A 15,081-nucleotide genomic window follows, 5' to 3' on the forward strand; every position below is an offset into this window, starting at 1 on the left:
GCCGGCCCGGCTCGGCTAGCGTGGTGGTGTGTCCCGTGAAGCCTGGGTGCTGGTCGCACTCGCCGCCGTCGTCGCGGCGGCAACGCTGGTCGGGGCGGTGCTGCTCGCCGTCCGGGTGGTCCGTACCCGCCGCATGCTCGGTGCGCTCGGCGCCGGTGGCAAGGTCGCGTTCTACGGCGCGTTGATCTACACGATCCTGCCGGTGGACCTGCTCCCCGACCCGATCTACCTGGACGACATGGGCGTGCTGGCCGGCGCGCTGTTCTACCTCGGCCGGCTGGCCGCGAAGCACCGGGCGGCGCAGCGCGCGGCGGGTCCCGCCCCGGCCGCCACACTGCCCGCCCCGCCGGGTGCCACGCCGCGTCGATGACCGATCATCAGCTCGACAGGAGCACGGCGAGCGAGGAGACGGCATGCCCGGCGACCACCGGTTGGATCCGCACGACCAGCGGGTCGCCCGCTTCTTCGCCGACCGGCACCTCGCCACGCTGACCACGCTGCGGGCCGACGGCACCCCGCACGTCGTACCGGTCGGGGTGACCTTCGACCCCGGTGCGGGCCTGGCCCGTGTGATCACCTCGGGTGGTTCGGCGAAGGCGCGGCACGTGGCGGCGGCCGGCGCGGCCGGCACGCCGGTGGCGGTGTGCCAGGTCGACGGCCGCTGGTGGCTCACCGTGGAGGGCCGGGCGGTGGTGCGCCGCGACCCGGGGTCGGTGGCCGAGGCCGAGCACCGGTACGCCGAGCGTTACCGCACGCCGCGCCCGAATCCCGAGCGGGTGGTCATCGAGATCGCGGTGACCCGACTGCTCGGCAGCCTGCCCGACTGAGGCCCGGGCGCGTCGTCTGTCCGGTTCCGCCGTGGCCCCGACCACGGCCGGAAATGGGCGACCGAGCAGGGCGGTTGCACTCTCCGTACGCCGAGCGCCACTCCCGGTGCCGCGTCTCCCCGACCGGAGCGTCGACCCCCGAATGGAGCCTCGCCATGAACCCGATCATCCGTAGGTGCCTGCTCTCCGTCGCCGGCCTGGCCGCCGCCGGCAGCGCCGTGGCGGGTCCGGCCGCCGCCCACGCCGCCCCGGCCCCGGTGAAGGGCAAGGGCGACCGCAGCGCCGACTTCGAGTACCAGGCGCAGCCGAACTTCTTCTACTGCGGTCCGGCCTCGACCCGGATCGCGCTGTCGGCCGAGGGCAAGGACGTCAGCCAGGACGAGTTGGCGGCCAAGCTGGGCACCACCGAGAACGGCACCGACTCGGCCATCGACATCACCCGGGTGCTGAACGAGTACACCGGCGGCAAGTACAAGACCACCGAGATCCGCGACGACGTGGCCACCCGGGAGCAGGTCGAGCGCCTGCGCGCGGACATCCGGGCCGCCGTGGACGCGGACCGGCCGGTGGTGGCGAACATCCTGGGCGGCGCGCGGGACGTCGACGGGGTGGAGCACAGCTACCCGGGCCACTACCTGACCGTCGTGCGGTACGAGGACGACGGCGACACGGTGCTGATCGCCGACCCGGCCCGACCGGACGAGCCGACGTACTGGATGGACGTGACCGAGCTGGCCAACTGGATCGCCGGCCGCGGTTACAGCTCCTGACCACCGGACCCGAACGGGCCGGCCTCCGCGTGGAGGCCGGCCCGTGATCCGTCGTGTGGTCAGCGGCCGGTGTCGCCCTCGCCGGTGCGCTGCTGCGCCATGTCGACGCCCTTGTCGATCTGCTGGTCGTACTTGCCGCCGGTGCGCTGGTCGGCCATGTCGCCGGCCTTGTCCAGCCCCTTGTCGACCTGCTCGTCGTGCTTGTCGGCGAAGTCCTTGGCCTTGTCCATGAAGTCGCTCATGTCGGTTCTCCCTTCGGTACGTTGAAAGCCTTCCCTGGGGCCGGGGGCACAAACACCGGACGGGTGGTCACCGCCCGGGTGTCGGATTCGCGCGCGTCGGGTACCAACGGCCACGATCGAGGAGGCGACGTGGACGACGACGCTGGTACCACCGGGCCGACGCGGCCGGCCCCGACGACCGGCCCCCGGCAGACCTGGGCCGGCCTGCCCTGGCCGGTACGCACGGCGGTCACCTGGAGCGCCTGCCTCCTGGTGATCGCGGCCGGGCTGTGGCTGCTCGGGAAGGTCGCGGTGCTGCTGGCGCCGCTGGCCGTGGCCCTGGCCGGCACGCTCTTCCTGACCGCGCTGCTCGACCCGGTCCTGGTCCGGCTGCGCCGGCTGCGGGTGCCGGCCGCGCTCGCCGCCCTGCTCTCCATCCTGCTGCTGCTCGGCGTCCTGGTCGGCGTCGGCGCCCTGGTCTGGAACCTCACCGCCAGCCAGTTCGGCGAGTTGAGCCAGCAGCTCGACGAGGGCCTGCAACGCAGCCGCGACTTCGTCACCTCCACCCTCCCGGTGAGCGACCAGCAGCTCGACCGGCTGGTCGAGCAGGTTCGGCAGGGTTTGAGTGGCAGTGCGCCCGACCCGGTCGCGGGTGCGCGCAAGGCGGCCGAGGCGGTCGGCTCGCTGCTGCTCGGGTTGGTGCTGCTCTTCTTCCTGCTCAAGGACGGCCGCTCGATGTGGCACTGGGTGTTGCGCCGGATGGCCGGTCCGCGCCGCGACCTGACCGCGAAGGCGGGCCGGGCCGGCTGGCGGACGCTCGGCGCGTACAGCCGGGGCACGATGATCATCGCGGCGATCGACGCCCTCGGCATCGGGCTGGCGCTGGTCGTGCTGCGCGTCCCGCTGGCGCTGCCACTGGCCCTGATCACGTTCCTCGGCGGGTTCGTGCCGATCATCGGCGCCACCGTCGCCGGCGCGGTGGCGGTGCTGGTCGCGCTGGCCGCCAACGGTCCCACCACGGCGCTGCTCACGCTGGCCGCGGTGATCGCCGTGCAGCAGATCGAGGGCAACCTGCTGGAGCCGCTGGTGATGCGGCGGCAGGTGCAGCTGCACCCGGCGGTCATCCTGGTCGTGGTCACCGCCGGCACGCTGGTCGCCGGGGTGGCCGGCGCATTCGTCTCGGTGCCGATCGCCGCCGTGCTCTGGCGGGTGCTGGACACCGTGCAACGGCACCGCTCCGGCGAGGTCACCCGCCGGGCCGAGGCCACCGGCTGACGTCAGGCCGGGTGCGGCTGGCGCAGGTGGGTGACGAACCAGGCGCCGGCCTGGTCGGCCACCTGCTCCAGCGTGCCGGGCTCCTCGAACAGGTGCGTGGCGCCGGGCACGATCCGCAGCTCCGCCACTTCGCCGAGCGCGTCCCGGGCCTGCTCGTTGAGCACGATCACCTGCTCGTCCAGCCCGCCGACGAGCAGCAGCGTCGGCGCGCGTACCGCCGACAGGGAGCTGCCCGCCAGATCCGGCCGGCCGCCCCGGGAGACCACCGCGCCCACCCGCTCGGGTCTGGTCGCGGCCGCGACCAGGGCGGCGGCCGCCCCGGTGCTGGCGCCGAATAGCCCGATCGGGAGCCGCCCGAGTTCCGGGTCGGCACTCATCCAGTCGACGATCCCGGCCAGCCGCTCGGCGAGCATCCCGATGTCGAAGCGCAGCTCCGCGGTGACCTCGTCGCGCGCCTCCTCGTCGACGGTCAGCAGGTCCACCAGCACGGTGGCGAGCCCGCGCGCGTTCAGCGCCTGCCCGACCGCGACGTTGCGCGGACTGTGCCGGGAGCTGCCGCTCCCGTGCGCGAACAGCACCACCCCGCCGGCCCCCGAGGGCACCGACACGTCCCCCACCAGCCCACCCTCGACAACCGGTACCGAAACCTCACGCACACCCCTCACCCCCGGTCCCCCATACCCCCCTCTCCCGCGATCATGAGGTCGACCCTCAGCTCCGCCGTGCGGCGGCGGCCCGACTCCGCATCGAACCTGACGTGGCCCGCGACCGGGCCGGGCTGCCCGGCTCGGACGAGGACAGGGTTCGCACCGCCTTTCGAGCTGATAGCACGAACGACTCGCGGCGGGACCCGACTCGCGGCCGGCCCTCGGCCCACTGGCCACATGCCGACGGCCCCGGCTCGCGCGGCGACACGTCACCTCCGACCGATATACCGCTGGGTCATGAAAATGACTCAGCGGTATATCGGTCATTCGGCGATCGCCCTACGAGCTCGCTACTGACGGTGACCGCGCATCCCCACCTTGCCGTGCGCAGGGCAGGTGACGCGTCCTGTCGACTGGTCGGCGGGGTTGCCTTGACGTCGGCGGCAAGGTTTAGCGTCGGCACCAGAGACGGACGGGGGAACGCCCATGCGGATCGGTGAGCTGGCGGAGCGGGCCGGTACGAGCGCCCGGACCCTGCGCTACTACGAGACGCAGGGGCTGGTCCGGCCGCGCCGGTCGGCCAACGGATACCGGGTCTACGACGAGGCGGAGCTGCGCGTCGTGCACGAGATCCGCTCCCTGCTGGCGATCGGGTTCGGTCTGGACGACATCCGGCCGTTCGTCGCCTGCCTGCGCGCCGGCCACGACTCCGGCGACGTCTGTCCCGACTCGGTGGCCGTGCTGCGCCGCAAGCTGGCCGAGGTGGACGACTACCTCGACCGGCTCGGCCTGGTCCGCCGCCGGCTGCACGACCAGCTCGCCCGCGCGATCGCCCATCGGGAGGAAACATGCCTCAGGACACGCAGACCGGCCGGTTGACGGCGGTCACGGACGCCACGTTCGCGACCGCCGTGCTGGCCGCCGACCGGCCGGTGGTGGTCGACTTCTGGGCCGAGTGGTGCCCGCCCTGCCGGGTGGTGTCGAGGCACCTGGCCGAGCTGGCCGAGGAGTTCGGTGACGCGTTGCGCTTCGTGACCGTCAACACCGACGAGAATCCGGCCACCACGCGGGCCTACCAGGTGATGTCCGCCCCGACGATGCTGGTCTTCCGCGGCGGCGAGGTGGTCGGCTCCATCGTCGGTTCGCGGCCGAAGAACCACCTCCGGCAGAGCTTCACCGGTCACCTGGACGGTTGAGCCGCCGCCGGGCGGGAACCCGCGGGGTGACCACGGACCCCGACCGATCGCGAGGATCTCCGATGGCGAAGAAGGACAGGTCCCGGGAGCGGGAACTCAGCGACCAGGAACGCCGTAAGCAGGAGTTGGAGCGCTCGCCGGAGTGGGCCGACCGCGCCGCCGTGGCGCGTACCTCCGACGACCCGCGCGCGACCGCGCCGCGGGACGCCGGCGGGCGTCCGTCCAACGGCCCTCAGTTCTGAGGTACGGGCACCGGGCGGCCCCGCCGACAAGAACGGTGGGGCCGCTCAGCTCAGGTGTTCCGGCAGGTGCATCAGCGGAGCCCGACCCTGCGGCTGTTCCGGCTGCGGGCCGGACGGGTGGGCCGGCGGCACCGGCACGGTGACCGGTCGGGCGCAGGTGACCCGCAGCGGCTGGCCGTGGTGCAGCAGGTCCAGCACCGTGTCGGGGCCGCCGTTGCGCAGCGAGTAGGTGGTCTGGTGCGGCCGGACGTCGACCCGCAACCGCATGGACCGCCACTGGAGCGAGAACTCCAGGCGGCTGAGCCGGCTGGAGAGCCGGGGCGTGAAGGAGAGCGTCCCGTCGTGGTCGCGCAGCCCGCCGAAGCCGGCGACGAGCGCGATCCAGGCGCCGGCCAGGGACGCCATGTGCACCCCGTCGCGGGTGTTCTCGTTGAGGTCGTGCAGGTCCATCAGCGCGGCCTCGCGCAGGTAGCGGTGGGCCAGCTCGGGGAAGCCGACCTCGGCCGCCAGCACCGCCTGCGTGCAGGCGCTCAGCGACGAGTCGCGGACGGTGCGCCGCTCGTAGTAGGTGAAGTTGCGCAGCTTCTCGGCGGGGCTGAACGCGTCGCCCCGCCAGTGCATGGCCAGCACCAGGTCGGCCTGCTTGACCACCTGCTTGCGGTACAGGTCGAAGTACGGGTAGTGCAGCAGCAGCGGATACTTCTCCGGCGGCGTGTGCTCGAAGTCCCACTCCTGCAACCGGGTGAAGCCCTCCACCTGCTCGTGCACGTCGATGTCCGCGTCGTACGGGACGTGCATGTCGTTCGCGGCGTCCCGCCAGGCGGCGGCCTCCTCCTCGGTGACGCCGAGGTCGAGCGCCTGGTCCCGGTAGCGCATCGCGCAGTCGGCGGCGGTGAGCAGGTTCCGCTGGGCCATCAGGTTGGTGTAGACGTTGTCGTTCTTCACCGCGGTGTACTCGTCCGGGCCGGTCACCCCGTCGATGTGGAACCGGCCGGCGCGGTCGTGGTGGCCGAGCGACCGCCACAGCCGGGCGGTCTCCACCAGCAGTTCCAGCCCGATCTCCCGTTCCAGCGCCTCGTCGCCGGTGACCAGCACGTAACGGCGCAGCGCGTCGGCGATGTCGGCGGCGATGTGGAACGCGGCGGTCCCCGCCGGCCAGTACGCGGACGACTCGGGCCCCTCGATGGTGCGCCACGGGAAGGCGGCGCCGTCGAGGTTGAGGGTGCGGGCCCGCTCCTGCGCCTGGGCGAGGGTGGCGTAGCGCCACTGCAACGCGTCCCGCACCGCGCCCGGCTGGGTGTACGTGAGCACCGGCAGCACGAACATCTCGGTGTCCCAGAACGCGTGCCCGTCGTACCCGGGGCCGGTGAGGCCCTTGGCGGAGATCGGCCGCCGTTCCGCGCGGGCGCCGGCCTGGAGCACGTGGAACAGCCCGAACCGGACGGCCTGCTGGACCTCCGGGTCGCCCTCCACCCGCACGTCGGCGGCGTCCCAGAACGTGTCCAGGTATTCCCGCTGCGCCCGGCGCATTCCGTCCCAGCCGTCGAGGCGGGCGGAGGACAGCGCGGCGCCGACCTGGTCGCGCAGCGCCGGCAGCGACCGGCGGCTGGACCAGCCGTACGTCAGGTACTTGACCACCCGCAGCTTCTCGCCGGGCTTGAGCACGCAGCCGATGGTGGTGCGGACCCAGTCCTGGTAGCCCTCGGACTCGATGGTGGTGCGTTCCGGGCCGTGCACGTCGTGCCCCATCGCGGCGGCGACCCGCAGGCCGCTGACCTTGGTGCGGTGGATGAGCAGGCCACCGTCGTCGGTGGTCAGCTCCTCCTCGGCCTGCAACGGCGATTCGAGGACGGCGGCGACCCGGGGGTCGCGGCTCTGCGGCGGCAGCGACTCGTTCGCCACCAGCTCGGACTGGAGGATCAGCCGCAGCGGCCCGTCGACCGCCTCCACCTCGTAGTTGATCATCGCGACCGAGCGGTGGGTGAAGGACACCAGCCGGGTGCTGCGGACCTTGACCTCGCGGCCGGCGGGTGAGCGCCAGTGCACCTCCCGCTGGAGCGTGCCGGCGCGCAGGTCGAGGACCCGCTCGTGGGCGAGCAGCTCGCCGTAGCGGACGTCGAGCGGCTCGTCGTCGACGAGCAGCCGGATCAGCTTGCCGTTGGTGACGTTGACGATGGTCTGCCCGGACTCGGGAAAGCCGAAGCCGGCCTCCGCGTACGGCAGCGGACGCAGCTCGTAGAACGAGTTCAGGTAGGTGCCGGGCAGGCCGTGCGGCTCCCCTTCGTCGAGGTTGCCGCGCAGGCCGATGTGCCCGTTGGAGAGCGCGAAGACCGACTCGGACTGGGCCAGCACGTCCATGTCGAGGCGCACCTCGCGGATGTGCCAGGGCTCGACCGGGTACGCCCGCTCCCGGATCACGCGGCCGGCTCCGGGGCGAGCAGGTCGGCGAGGTCGGTGACCACCACGTCGGCGCCGTGTGCGCGCAGCTCGTCGGCCTGGCCGACCCGGTCGACGCCGACCACGTACCCGAAGCCGCCGGCCTTCCCGGCGGCCACTCCGGCGAGCGCGTCCTCGAAGACGGCGGCGTTCGCCGGTTCGACGCCGAGCAGCCGCGCGCCCTGGAGGAACGTGTCCGGGTGCGGCTTGCCCCGCAGCCCGCGTTCGCGGGCGACCACCCCGTCCACCCGGGCCTCCAGCCAGCGGTCCAGCCCGGCGGCGTGCACCACGGCGGCGCAGTTGGCGCTGGCCGAGACGACCGCCCGGCGCAGCCCGGCCCGGGTCGCGGCCTCCAGGTAGCGCACCGAGCCGTCGTAGACCTCGACCCCGTCGTGCTCGATCCGTTGGAGCAGCACGACGTTCTTCCGGTTGCCGATGCCGTTGACGGTGTCCGCTTCCGGCGGGTCGTCCGGCGCGCCCTCGGGCAGCGTGATGCCGCGTGAGGCCAGGAACGATCGCACGCCGTCGGCGCGGGGCTTTCCGTCCACGTACCGGTTGTAGTCCGGTCCGCTGTCGAACGGGCGGAACGGCTCGCCGGTCTCGGCCGACCGGCGTCGCAGGAACGCGTCGAACGTCTCGGCCCAGGCGGCGTTGTGCACCTTGGCGGTCTGCGTCAGCACACCGTCCAGATCGAAGAGACACGCGGTCACGTGCGCGGGTAGGCCCAGCATTGCCTGAATCTATCCAGGCCGTCGGCCGGGCAAACCCGATTCACCGGCTCAGCGGTTGGGGCGCAGCGTCCAGGTGACGGTGAGTGCGGAGGTGACGGTGCCGTCCTCGGTGCCGATCTCCACCTCGACCGGGAACTCGGGCCGCGTGCCGCCGTCCAGCTCGGCCAGCACGTCGGCGGGCGGACGCCCGAGCCGCGCGGTGGCCCGCACCGGCCCCATCGCCACCTTGAGGTAGCGGATGGTCGCGGTCACGGCCAGGGGTACGGCCCGGTCGAGCACCTGCCCGAACGCGGCCAGGACCACCGCACCGGAGGCGGTCTCGCCCAGCGTGAACATGGCGCCGGCGTGCGGGCCGCCCACGTGGTTGTGGTGCGCCGGGTCGTCGGGGAGGCGGACCACGGCCCGGACCCCGCCCTCGGCCTCGGGCGCCACCTCGACGATTTCGATTCCGAGCGTGCGGGCGAACGGCACGGCTTCGAGGAGACCGGCCGCCACCTGGCGAGAGTCGATGGACATGCCCGAACGCTACTCGCCAGTAACAACACGGGCAAGCCCGGCCCTCCGCTCCTTCGGTTCGGCGGATCAGGCCGGGTGCTCCATGCCGGCGACGCCGTCCAGGACGGTGGTCAGGTTGCGGTGGAAGGTGTCCTCGGCGTCGAGGTGGGCGCCGTCGACGACGAGACGGGCCACGGTGGGATAGCGGCCGGTGTCGAGCATGCGGGTCAGGTAGGGGCCGTGCGCGGCCTGCCAGGCGGACAGGTCGGCGCCGGTCGCGCGGGCGGTGCGCCGCTCGGCGATCTCCCGGCGGAGCGCACCGACGAGGAACGCGTTGAGCGCGCCGAGGGCCCGCTGGAGGTCGTCCACGTCGCGTACCCCCGGGGCCTGGCTGAGCGCCGCGGCGGTCGTCTCGGCCACGGCGAGCGCGTGCGGCCCCAGGTGGGGCCGCGCGCCGAGCAGGTCGGGGAACCATTCGTGGTCGAGCGCGGCGGCGCGGGTCCGGCGCATCACCGCCAGCACCGTGTCGCGCCACCCGGCGTGCCGGTCGGCGTCGGCGATCTGGGCGTAGACGGCGTCGACCATCAGGTCGAGCAGTTCGGACCGGTTCGCCACGTAGTCGTAGAGCCGCATCGGCCCGACGCCCAGTTCCTTGGCCAGCTTGCGGACCGACAACCCCTCCAGGCCGGCCGCGTCGGCGAGTCGGACGGCGGCGTCGGCGATCTGCGCGCGGGTCAGTGGCACCGGCGTCGCCCGCGGCCGGGGCTCGGGCCGTTCCCAGACCGGCAACGGCACGCTACCGTACGGTGTATCCACGAAATACAGTGTACGGCAAGGGAGGCGCGGATGCGCATCGCGATCGTCGGCGGCGGCCTGGGCGGCCTGACGCTGGCCCGGATCCTGCACCGGCACGGCATCGGCGCCGTGGTCTACGAACGTGAGGTGACCCGGTCCGCACGGGCCCCGGGCGGTTCGCTCGACCTGCACCCGGAGTCGGGGCAGCGGGCCCTGGCCGACGCGGGGCTGACCGAGCGCTTCCGGTCCGAGGCGCGACCGCAGGGCGAGGAACACCGCATCCTCGACCCGGCCGGACGCACCCTCGTGCACCACAGGCCGGATCCGGGCTCCTTCGCCGGCCGCCCCGAGATCGACCGCGGGGCGCTCCGGGACCTCCTGCTCGACTCGCTCCCCGCCGACGCGGTGACCTGGCACCGGCGGCTCGAGGCCGTGTCGCCGCACCCCGCCGGCGGCTTCGGGCTGACGTTCGACGGCGGCCACCGCGCCGACTGCGACCTCCTGATCGGCGCGGACGGCGCTCGCTCGGTCGTCCGGTCGCTGCTGACCGACGCCACGCCGTCCGCCATCTCCACCCTGGTGGAGCTGACGATCCGGAACGCGGACCGGGACCACCCGGAGGTCGCCGAGATGGTCGGTCCCGGCAACCTCTGGGGCATGGGCGCGCGGCAGGTCCTGTCCGCGCAACGCCTCGGCGACGGTCGCATCCGCGTCGGCGTCTCGCTGCCGGCGGTGGGCCACCCGGCCGGGGCCTATCGCAGCAAGCGCGCCGTGCTCGACCTGTTCGACGGCTGGCACCCCCGCCTCACCGCGCTCATCGACGCCGCGGACGACCCGCCGACGCCCCGCACCATCGAGGCCATGTCCACCGACATCCGCTGGGCCCACCGCCCGGGCGTGACCCTCATCGGTGACGCCGCGCACCTCCTGCCACCGGTCGGCGAGGGCGCCAACCAGGCGATGCGCGACGCCGCCGACCTCGCCGCCCGCCTGGTTGCCGCACCCGCCGACCCCGACGCGGCGCTCCGGGCGTACGAGGAGGCGATGTTCGCCCGGATCCGCCCGATCGCCGAGATGTCGGCTCGGGTGCACGCGATGATGCTGTCCCCCACCGCCGCCGACGACATCGTCCGCTTCTTCACCCCGCGCCCCACCGGGACCTGAGGGTCAACCCGCGCTGAGGTCGGTGCGGCGGACGAGCCACCAGACGACCAGGAGCGCCAGCGCGGTCAGGCCCAGGTAGCCGCCGGCGACGATCAGGTGGAACTCGGGGATCCGGCTGCCCGGCTGGTATTGCAGGTGCTGCTGGAGGTGGTGCTCGGCGAAGCAGACGAACGTCCGGCCGGTGCCGTTGTCGGGCGGGCAGAGCTGTTGCAGCTCGACGCCGCTCAGCTCGCGCCCCGAGGCGTCGAACGCGCCGGACGGCCCGTCCAATCCGTAGCTGATCAGCCCACCCTTGACGACCAGGGCGTTGTCGCGCAGCACGTCGAGGTTCGGCCCGCCGATGGGCCGGTGCGCGGTCAGCGGCTCGCGCAGCGTGGGATAACGCCACCGGACCAGGTAGGACAGGCCGACGAAGCCCACGATCACGACGAACACGGCGGGGAGCGTGCGCCTGATCGCGGCGCCGAGCGCGACGCCCACCGCGAACCAGCAGAGGCTGGTCACGGCCGGCAGCATCGCGGTGTTGACGAACGGCCCGTAGTCGAACAGGGTCACCGGGGCGAGCCGGGCCTGGAGTCGCTCCAGATGGTCGCTGACTCCGGCGACGGCCGAGGTCACGGCGGCCACGAACAGGCCGAGCAGTGCCAGCCTGGTCCACAGCCAGCGCTGCGGGGAGACGTCCTGACTCCAGGCCAGCAGCAGGGTGCGCTGCTCGTGCTCCCTGGTCAGCACCGGAACGCCGACGAACACACCGATCAGCAGCGGCATCCACTGCACCACCAACGACAGGGCGGCCAGGGTCATGACCAGGGGGGACGATCCGCCGAGCCGCCGGCCCTGCGGCGAGTCCTCCGGGCAGAACGTCTCGTGGCACTGGTGCCACAGGCTGGTCAGCTCCACCGACAGGTAGGTCATCCAGCCCACCAGGACCGCCGCCAGGACCAGCGTGCCGATCAGGGTCCAGCGGTGCTGACGCCAGGTCAGCCAGAGCAGACCGCGTACGCCACCGGCGTACCCCAGGTCGTCCTGGCGGTTCGTGGCGGCGGACGCCCGGGTCACCTGGCTCATGCGGCTGCCTCCCGCTCGTGCGGCGCCCGGGACGACGCCCGGAGGTAGGTCAGGATCAGCTCGTCCAGGGCGACGGGCTGGACGGTCCAGCCGGGTGCCACGACGGCGTGCGCCGCCGGTGCCGCCGGCCGCCGGAGGACGAAGGTGGACTGGCGTTCGGTGTGCTGCGCCTGGACGACAGTGCCCGGGCCGGGTGGTTGGTCGGCGCGGGGTCCGGTCATCCGGACGTGGCCGTCGAGGAGGTCCTCGACGTCGCCGGTGAGCACGGGCCGACCCGCGTCGAGCAGCAGCAGGTGGTCACCGACGCCGCTCAGCTCGGCGATGATGTGGGTCGACAGCATGACGGTCATGTCGTCGTCGGCGGCCTCCGCCATCAACTCGCCGGTCACCTCGGTGCGGGCCACCGGGTCCAGGTTGGCGAGGGGTTCGTCCAGCAGCAGCACCGCCGGGCGGGAGCCGAGCGCGACCGCCAGCGCGACCTGCGCCCGCTGCCCACCGGAAAGCTTGCCGCAGCGCCGGTCCAGGGGGACGTCGAAGCGCCTCAGCCACGACAGCGCGCGCCGCTGGTCCCACACGCGGTTGGTCGACCGGCCGAAGCGGAGCATGTCCGACACGGTGAAGTCGCGGTAGAGCGGCTTGTCCTGGGCCAGGATCGCGACCCTGCTTCCCCCGTCGGTGGACCGGCCCCGCGCCACCGGCCGGCCGTGCACGAGCAGCGTGCCGCCGGTCGCCGACAGGGTGCCGGCGATGATGCTCAGCAGCGTCGACTTGCCCGCGCCGTTCGCGCCGACCAGCGCGACGATCCGGTTCGCCGGCAGCGCGAAGTCGCACTCCCGCAGCGCCCACACCGCGCCGTAGCGCCGGCTCAGGTCACGGGCCTCGACGGCGACCTGCTGGCCGCTCACGCTGCGCCCTCCCTGTTCCGGGGCGCCGCGTTCTCCCCGATCACCGAGGCGAGCAGCGCCTGGACGTCCTCGTCCTCCAGACCGGCCTCCCGGGCCTGGCCGAGCCAGCGGGCCAGGCTGCCACGCAGGCGGGCCATGACGTGCGGATCCGCGTGGCCGAGCGTCCCGCTGACGAACGTGCCCGCCCCCTGCCGCGCCTCCACCAGGCCGGACAGCTCCAGCTCCCGGTAGGCCTTGAGCACCGTGGTCGGGTTGACCGTGCACGACGTCACCACGCTGCGCACGGTGGGGAGTTGGTCCCCGGGTCGCAGCGTCCCGATCCGCAGCGCCTCGCGGACCTGACGCACCAGCTGGGCGTACGCGGGGACGCTGCTGGACCGGTCGACATGAAAGTTGATCACCCTGGTGACCCTCCGTCAGATTGTTATGGTTCAGTAGAACACCAGTTAACCAACATGGCAATGCCCGCACGGCGTTTCGGCGACCGCCGCCTCCGGGTAGCCAGACGCCCATGAACCGCGATCTCGCACGCGGGCTGACGGTGGCCTGGGCCCTGCCGGAGTTCCGCGACGGGCTGCGCCACCTCGTCGACCTCGACGAGGTGACCGTCCTGCTGGCCGCGCTGTCGCTCCCGGACCGCGACCGCGAGGTCGAGCGGAGCCTGCTGGGCCTGCTGCGCTCCGGCCTGGAGACCACCGAGGTCCGGGAGGCGGTGTTGCTGCTGCTGGAGCGGGACACCGTACGCCGGCCGCTCGTCGCCGCGGCGGTGGAGCCGATCGCCGACCGGCCGGCCCGGGTCACCGCCGTCACGTCGGCGGCGGAAGACCCCGCGGTACGGCGCGAGGTGCGGGCCGTGCTGGACAGCGCCGACGTGCGCGAGCTGATCTGGCGGGCGGTCGACGACCAGGTGAGCGACAACCGGTTCGGCCTGATCCGCCGGGCGGCCGTGCTGTTCGTCCGGCACCCGAGCGCGCGGCGGCTGGCGTGGGCGCTACGCCGGCACGGCGTGCTCCGCGAACTACGCCGCCGGGCCTGACCCGACCTGGCGGCGCCCGAGCATCCGCTCCACGGAATCCCACTGCCCCCAGGCGAACGACTCGTCACCGTCCTCGTCGCCCATCCGGCGCAGCTCCGCGAGGGCCCGCGCGTCACCCCGCAGGGCCAGGCCGGTCGCCCCGTACACCTGGGTCTCCCGGTCGTTGCCGCTTATCAGGTCGGCGAACAGCTCCCGCAGTGCCGACGTGTCGACAGCGGAGTGGACGAGATGGGCCGTCGCCACCCGGCGAACGGTCGGGTCCGGGTCCCGGGCGAGCCCCAGCATCGCGTCCAGGACGTGCGGCGGCGGGTCGTCGGCGGGCCCGCCGACGCCGTTGAGCAGGTCCGCGGCCACGCGGGTGCGCACCTCGGGGCGCGGGTCCCGGACGAAGGGGAGGAACTCGTCGAGGACCGCGCCGATCTCCCGGAAACCCGCGTAGGCGCCCAGCAAGTGGCACAGCGTCGCGGTGTCCGTCTCGGCCGCCGTCCGACGCCACAGCGCCTCCAGGGCATCCGCGGCGTACGGCGTCCCGGGCGACTCACCGTCGATCGTGCAGTGGTGCAGCAGTTCGGCGGTGAAGAGACGCACCGCCACCTCAGGGTCGTCCAGTCGTCCGGCCGCCCACCGGAACGTCTCCTCCGGCGGGAACCGGGTCGTCACCGCGTGGCGCGACGTCTGCCAGTCGCACGACTCCGGGTCCGCCGACCACAGAGCCCGCGCCAGCAGTTCGTCACGGGAGACGGGCAGGCCCAGCCGTTCCTCGACGACGGTGACGACGGCCCGGTGCCCGGCGAGGACCTCCACCCACCGGCCGTCGGCACGGGCCAGCCGGATCCGCAGGGCCCGGGGCGAGTGTTCACCGACCGAGACCTGGTCCCGGGTCACCATGACGGCCTCGTCGTCCGACGCGCCCCACCGGCGACGCAGCTCGGCCTCCGGGTCGACGCCGAGCCAGGCCCGGGCCGCGTCGAGCGCACCCCGCAGGGTCGCCTCCGGGGCCGGGTAGCGGTCGAGCAGGTGACGCAGCAGCTCACTCGCCCCGGTCTCGGCCGCCCACACCACCGGGTCGACCTCACCCCAGGGGCCGCAGGGTACGACCTCGCCGTGCTCGTACAGCAGCTGGGCGAACCCCGGACCGCCCCGGCGGACCACCTCGGCGGCGACCGCACGGCCGGCGTCCTCCCACTGCGCCGCCCGGGGCAGCGTCGACAGGTGCCGGCGGACGGCGACCAGGTCGCCGTTGCGCACCGCGTCGATCACCGCTCGCTCCACG

General features: G+C 73.5%; 19 protein-coding genes. 9 read left to right on the forward strand and 10 right to left on the reverse strand.

Annotation, left to right across the window (positions count from 1 at the left end; genetic code table 11):
* Nucleotides 1-28: 28 nt before the first annotated feature.
* From CO540_RS16840 to CO540_RS16850, 3 genes are all read left to right on the forward strand, one after another.
* Complete coding sequence (locus CO540_RS16840) at nt 29-370, forward strand: YkvA family protein (RefSeq protein WP_091583148.1); 342 nt, start codon at nt 29-31, stop codon at nt 368-370.
* A 43-nt stretch (nt 371-413) separates the two neighbouring features.
* Entirely contained in the window at nt 414-827 is a 414-nt protein-coding gene (locus tag CO540_RS16845) for a pyridoxamine 5'-phosphate oxidase family protein (RefSeq protein WP_099162788.1), read from the forward strand.
* Nucleotides 828-982: 155 nt separating this feature from the next.
* Nucleotides 983-1,597 carry a C39 family peptidase gene (locus CO540_RS16850; RefSeq protein WP_099162789.1) on the forward strand — a complete coding sequence of 205 codons (615 nt, stop codon included), beginning with the start codon at nt 983-985 and terminating at the stop codon, nt 1,595-1,597.
* Nucleotides 1,598-1,656: 59 nt separating this feature from the next.
* Here CO540_RS16850 and CO540_RS16855 read toward each other — a convergent pair whose 3' ends face one another.
* A complete protein-coding gene (locus CO540_RS16855) occupies nt 1,657-1,839 on the reverse strand; it encodes an antitoxin (RefSeq protein WP_091583159.1) in 183 nt (60 codons plus the stop codon).
* Between the two features lie 129 nt (nt 1,840-1,968).
* On the opposite strand from CO540_RS16855, the gene CO540_RS16860 reads away from it, so the two are divergent.
* Nucleotides 1,969-3,093, forward strand: a complete 1,125-nt coding sequence (locus tag CO540_RS16860) for an AI-2E family transporter (protein WP_099162790.1) — start codon at nt 1,969-1,971, stop codon at nt 3,091-3,093.
* Between the two features lie 2 nt (nt 3,094-3,095).
* On the opposite strand, the gene CO540_RS16865 is transcribed toward CO540_RS16860, so the two are convergent.
* Nucleotides 3,096-3,758, reverse strand: coding sequence for a dienelactone hydrolase family protein (locus tag CO540_RS16865; protein WP_091583165.1), 663 nt, complete (start codon nt 3,756-3,758; stop codon nt 3,096-3,098).
* A 468-nt stretch (nt 3,759-4,226) separates the two neighbouring features.
* On the opposite strand from CO540_RS16865, the gene CO540_RS16870 reads away from it, so the two are divergent.
* From CO540_RS16870 to CO540_RS16880, 3 genes are all read left to right on the forward strand, one after another.
* Complete coding sequence (locus CO540_RS16870) at nt 4,227-4,619, forward strand: MerR family transcriptional regulator (RefSeq protein ID WP_099162791.1); 393 nt, start codon at nt 4,227-4,229, stop codon at nt 4,617-4,619.
* A complete protein-coding gene (gene trxA, locus CO540_RS16875; RefSeq protein WP_099162792.1) occupies nt 4,589-4,936 on the forward strand; it encodes a thioredoxin in 348 nt (115 codons plus the stop codon). The genes CO540_RS16870 and trxA overlap by 31 nt, the downstream gene beginning before the upstream one ends.
* Before the next feature lie 62 nt (nt 4,937-4,998).
* Nucleotides 4,999-5,178 (forward strand): hypothetical protein, encoded by a 180-nt coding sequence (locus CO540_RS16880; protein WP_091583174.1) that lies wholly within the window; start codon nt 4,999-5,001, stop codon nt 5,176-5,178.
* A gap of 45 nt (nt 5,179-5,223) precedes the next feature.
* On the opposite strand, the gene CO540_RS16885 is transcribed toward CO540_RS16880, so the two are convergent.
* From CO540_RS16885 to CO540_RS16900, 4 genes are all read right to left on the reverse strand, one after another.
* Nucleotides 5,224-7,596: a glycoside hydrolase family 65 protein gene (locus CO540_RS16885; protein WP_098743918.1), complete on the reverse strand. Its 2,373-nt coding sequence runs from the start codon at nt 7,594-7,596 to the stop codon at nt 5,224-5,226.
* A complete protein-coding gene (locus CO540_RS16890) occupies nt 7,593-8,345 on the reverse strand; it encodes a beta-phosphoglucomutase family hydrolase (RefSeq protein ID WP_099162793.1) in 753 nt (250 codons plus the stop codon). Before CO540_RS16890 ends, CO540_RS16885 begins: the two co-directional genes overlap by 4 nt.
* 48 nt (nt 8,346-8,393) lie before the next feature.
* Complete coding sequence (locus tag CO540_RS16895) at nt 8,394-8,861, reverse strand: DUF4442 domain-containing protein (RefSeq protein ID WP_099162794.1); 468 nt, start codon at nt 8,859-8,861, stop codon at nt 8,394-8,396.
* A gap of 66 nt (nt 8,862-8,927) precedes the next feature.
* Nucleotides 8,928-9,656 carry a TetR/AcrR family transcriptional regulator gene (locus CO540_RS16900; protein ID WP_253865989.1) on the reverse strand — a complete coding sequence of 243 codons (729 nt, stop codon included), beginning with the start codon at nt 9,654-9,656 and terminating at the stop codon, nt 8,928-8,930.
* 30 nt (nt 9,657-9,686) lie between these two features.
* Here CO540_RS16900 and CO540_RS16905 point away from each other — a divergent pair, with 30 nt between their 5' ends.
* Nucleotides 9,687-10,799: an NAD(P)/FAD-dependent oxidoreductase gene (locus CO540_RS16905; protein ID WP_099162795.1), complete on the forward strand. Its 1,113-nt coding sequence runs from the start codon at nt 9,687-9,689 to the stop codon at nt 10,797-10,799.
* Between the two features lie 3 nt (nt 10,800-10,802).
* Here CO540_RS16905 and CO540_RS16910 read toward each other — a convergent pair whose 3' ends face one another.
* From CO540_RS16910 to CO540_RS16920, 3 genes are read right to left on the reverse strand one after another with little or no spacing between them, the layout of a single operon-like run.
* A complete protein-coding gene (locus tag CO540_RS16910) occupies nt 10,803-11,867 on the reverse strand; it encodes an ABC transporter permease (RefSeq protein ID WP_099162796.1) in 1,065 nt (354 codons plus the stop codon).
* The gene (locus CO540_RS16915; RefSeq protein ID WP_099162797.1) at nt 11,864-12,772 is read right to left on the reverse strand and encodes an ABC transporter ATP-binding protein; all 909 of its coding nucleotides are present in this window, start codon (nt 12,770-12,772) and stop codon (nt 11,864-11,866) included. Before CO540_RS16915 ends, CO540_RS16910 begins: the two co-directional genes overlap by 4 nt.
* The gene (locus tag CO540_RS16920) at nt 12,769-13,173 is read right to left on the reverse strand and encodes a GntR family transcriptional regulator (RefSeq protein WP_099162798.1); all 405 of its coding nucleotides are present in this window, start codon (nt 13,171-13,173) and stop codon (nt 12,769-12,771) included. The genes CO540_RS16915 and CO540_RS16920 overlap by 4 nt, the downstream gene beginning before the upstream one ends.
* Before the next feature lie 110 nt (nt 13,174-13,283).
* On the opposite strand from CO540_RS16920, the gene CO540_RS16925 reads away from it, so the two are divergent.
* Nucleotides 13,284-13,808: a hypothetical protein gene (locus CO540_RS16925; RefSeq protein WP_099162799.1), complete on the forward strand. Its 525-nt coding sequence runs from the start codon at nt 13,284-13,286 to the stop codon at nt 13,806-13,808.
* Here the strand turns inward: CO540_RS16925 and CO540_RS16930 are convergent.
* Entirely contained in the window at nt 13,791-15,080 is a 1,290-nt protein-coding gene (locus tag CO540_RS16930; RefSeq protein WP_099162800.1) for a hypothetical protein, read from the reverse strand. The genes CO540_RS16925 and CO540_RS16930 overlap by 18 nt on opposite strands.
* Nucleotide 15,081: the final 1 nt, after the last annotated feature.

The sequence above is a fragment of the Micromonospora sp. WMMA2032 genome (genome assembly GCF_002688545.1).
GTDB lineage: Bacteria > Actinomycetota > Actinomycetes > Mycobacteriales > Micromonosporaceae > Micromonospora > Micromonospora sediminicola.

Coding starts and splice junctions, on each gene's coding strand:
- CO540_RS16845 (WP_099162788.1), top strand. CDS start 414: ATGCCCGGCGACCACCGGTTGGATCCGCACGACCAGCGGGTCGCCCGC.
- CO540_RS16850 (WP_099162789.1), top strand. CDS start 983: ATGAACCCGATCATCCGTAGGTGCCTGCTCTCCGTCGCCGGCCTGGCC.
- CO540_RS16855 (WP_091583159.1), bottom strand. CDS start 1,839: ATGAGCGACTTCATGGACAAGGCCAAGGACTTCGCCGACAAGCACGAC.
- CO540_RS16870 (WP_099162791.1), top strand. CDS start 4,227: ATGCGGATCGGTGAGCTGGCGGAGCGGGCCGGTACGAGCGCCCGGACC.
- trxA (WP_099162792.1), top strand. CDS start 4,589: ATGCCTCAGGACACGCAGACCGGCCGGTTGACGGCGGTCACGGACGCC.
- CO540_RS16880 (WP_091583174.1), top strand. CDS start 4,999: ATGGCGAAGAAGGACAGGTCCCGGGAGCGGGAACTCAGCGACCAGGAA.
- CO540_RS16890 (WP_099162793.1), bottom strand. CDS start 8,345: ATGCTGGGCCTACCCGCGCACGTGACCGCGTGTCTCTTCGATCTGGAC.
- CO540_RS16895 (WP_099162794.1), bottom strand. CDS start 8,861: ATGTCCATCGACTCTCGCCAGGTGGCGGCCGGTCTCCTCGAAGCCGTG.
- CO540_RS16905 (WP_099162795.1), top strand. CDS start 9,687: ATGCGCATCGCGATCGTCGGCGGCGGCCTGGGCGGCCTGACGCTGGCC.
- CO540_RS16910 (WP_099162796.1), bottom strand. CDS start 11,867: ATGAGCCAGGTGACCCGGGCGTCCGCCGCCACGAACCGCCAGGACGAC.
- CO540_RS16925 (WP_099162799.1), top strand. CDS start 13,284: ATGAACCGCGATCTCGCACGCGGGCTGACGGTGGCCTGGGCCCTGCCG.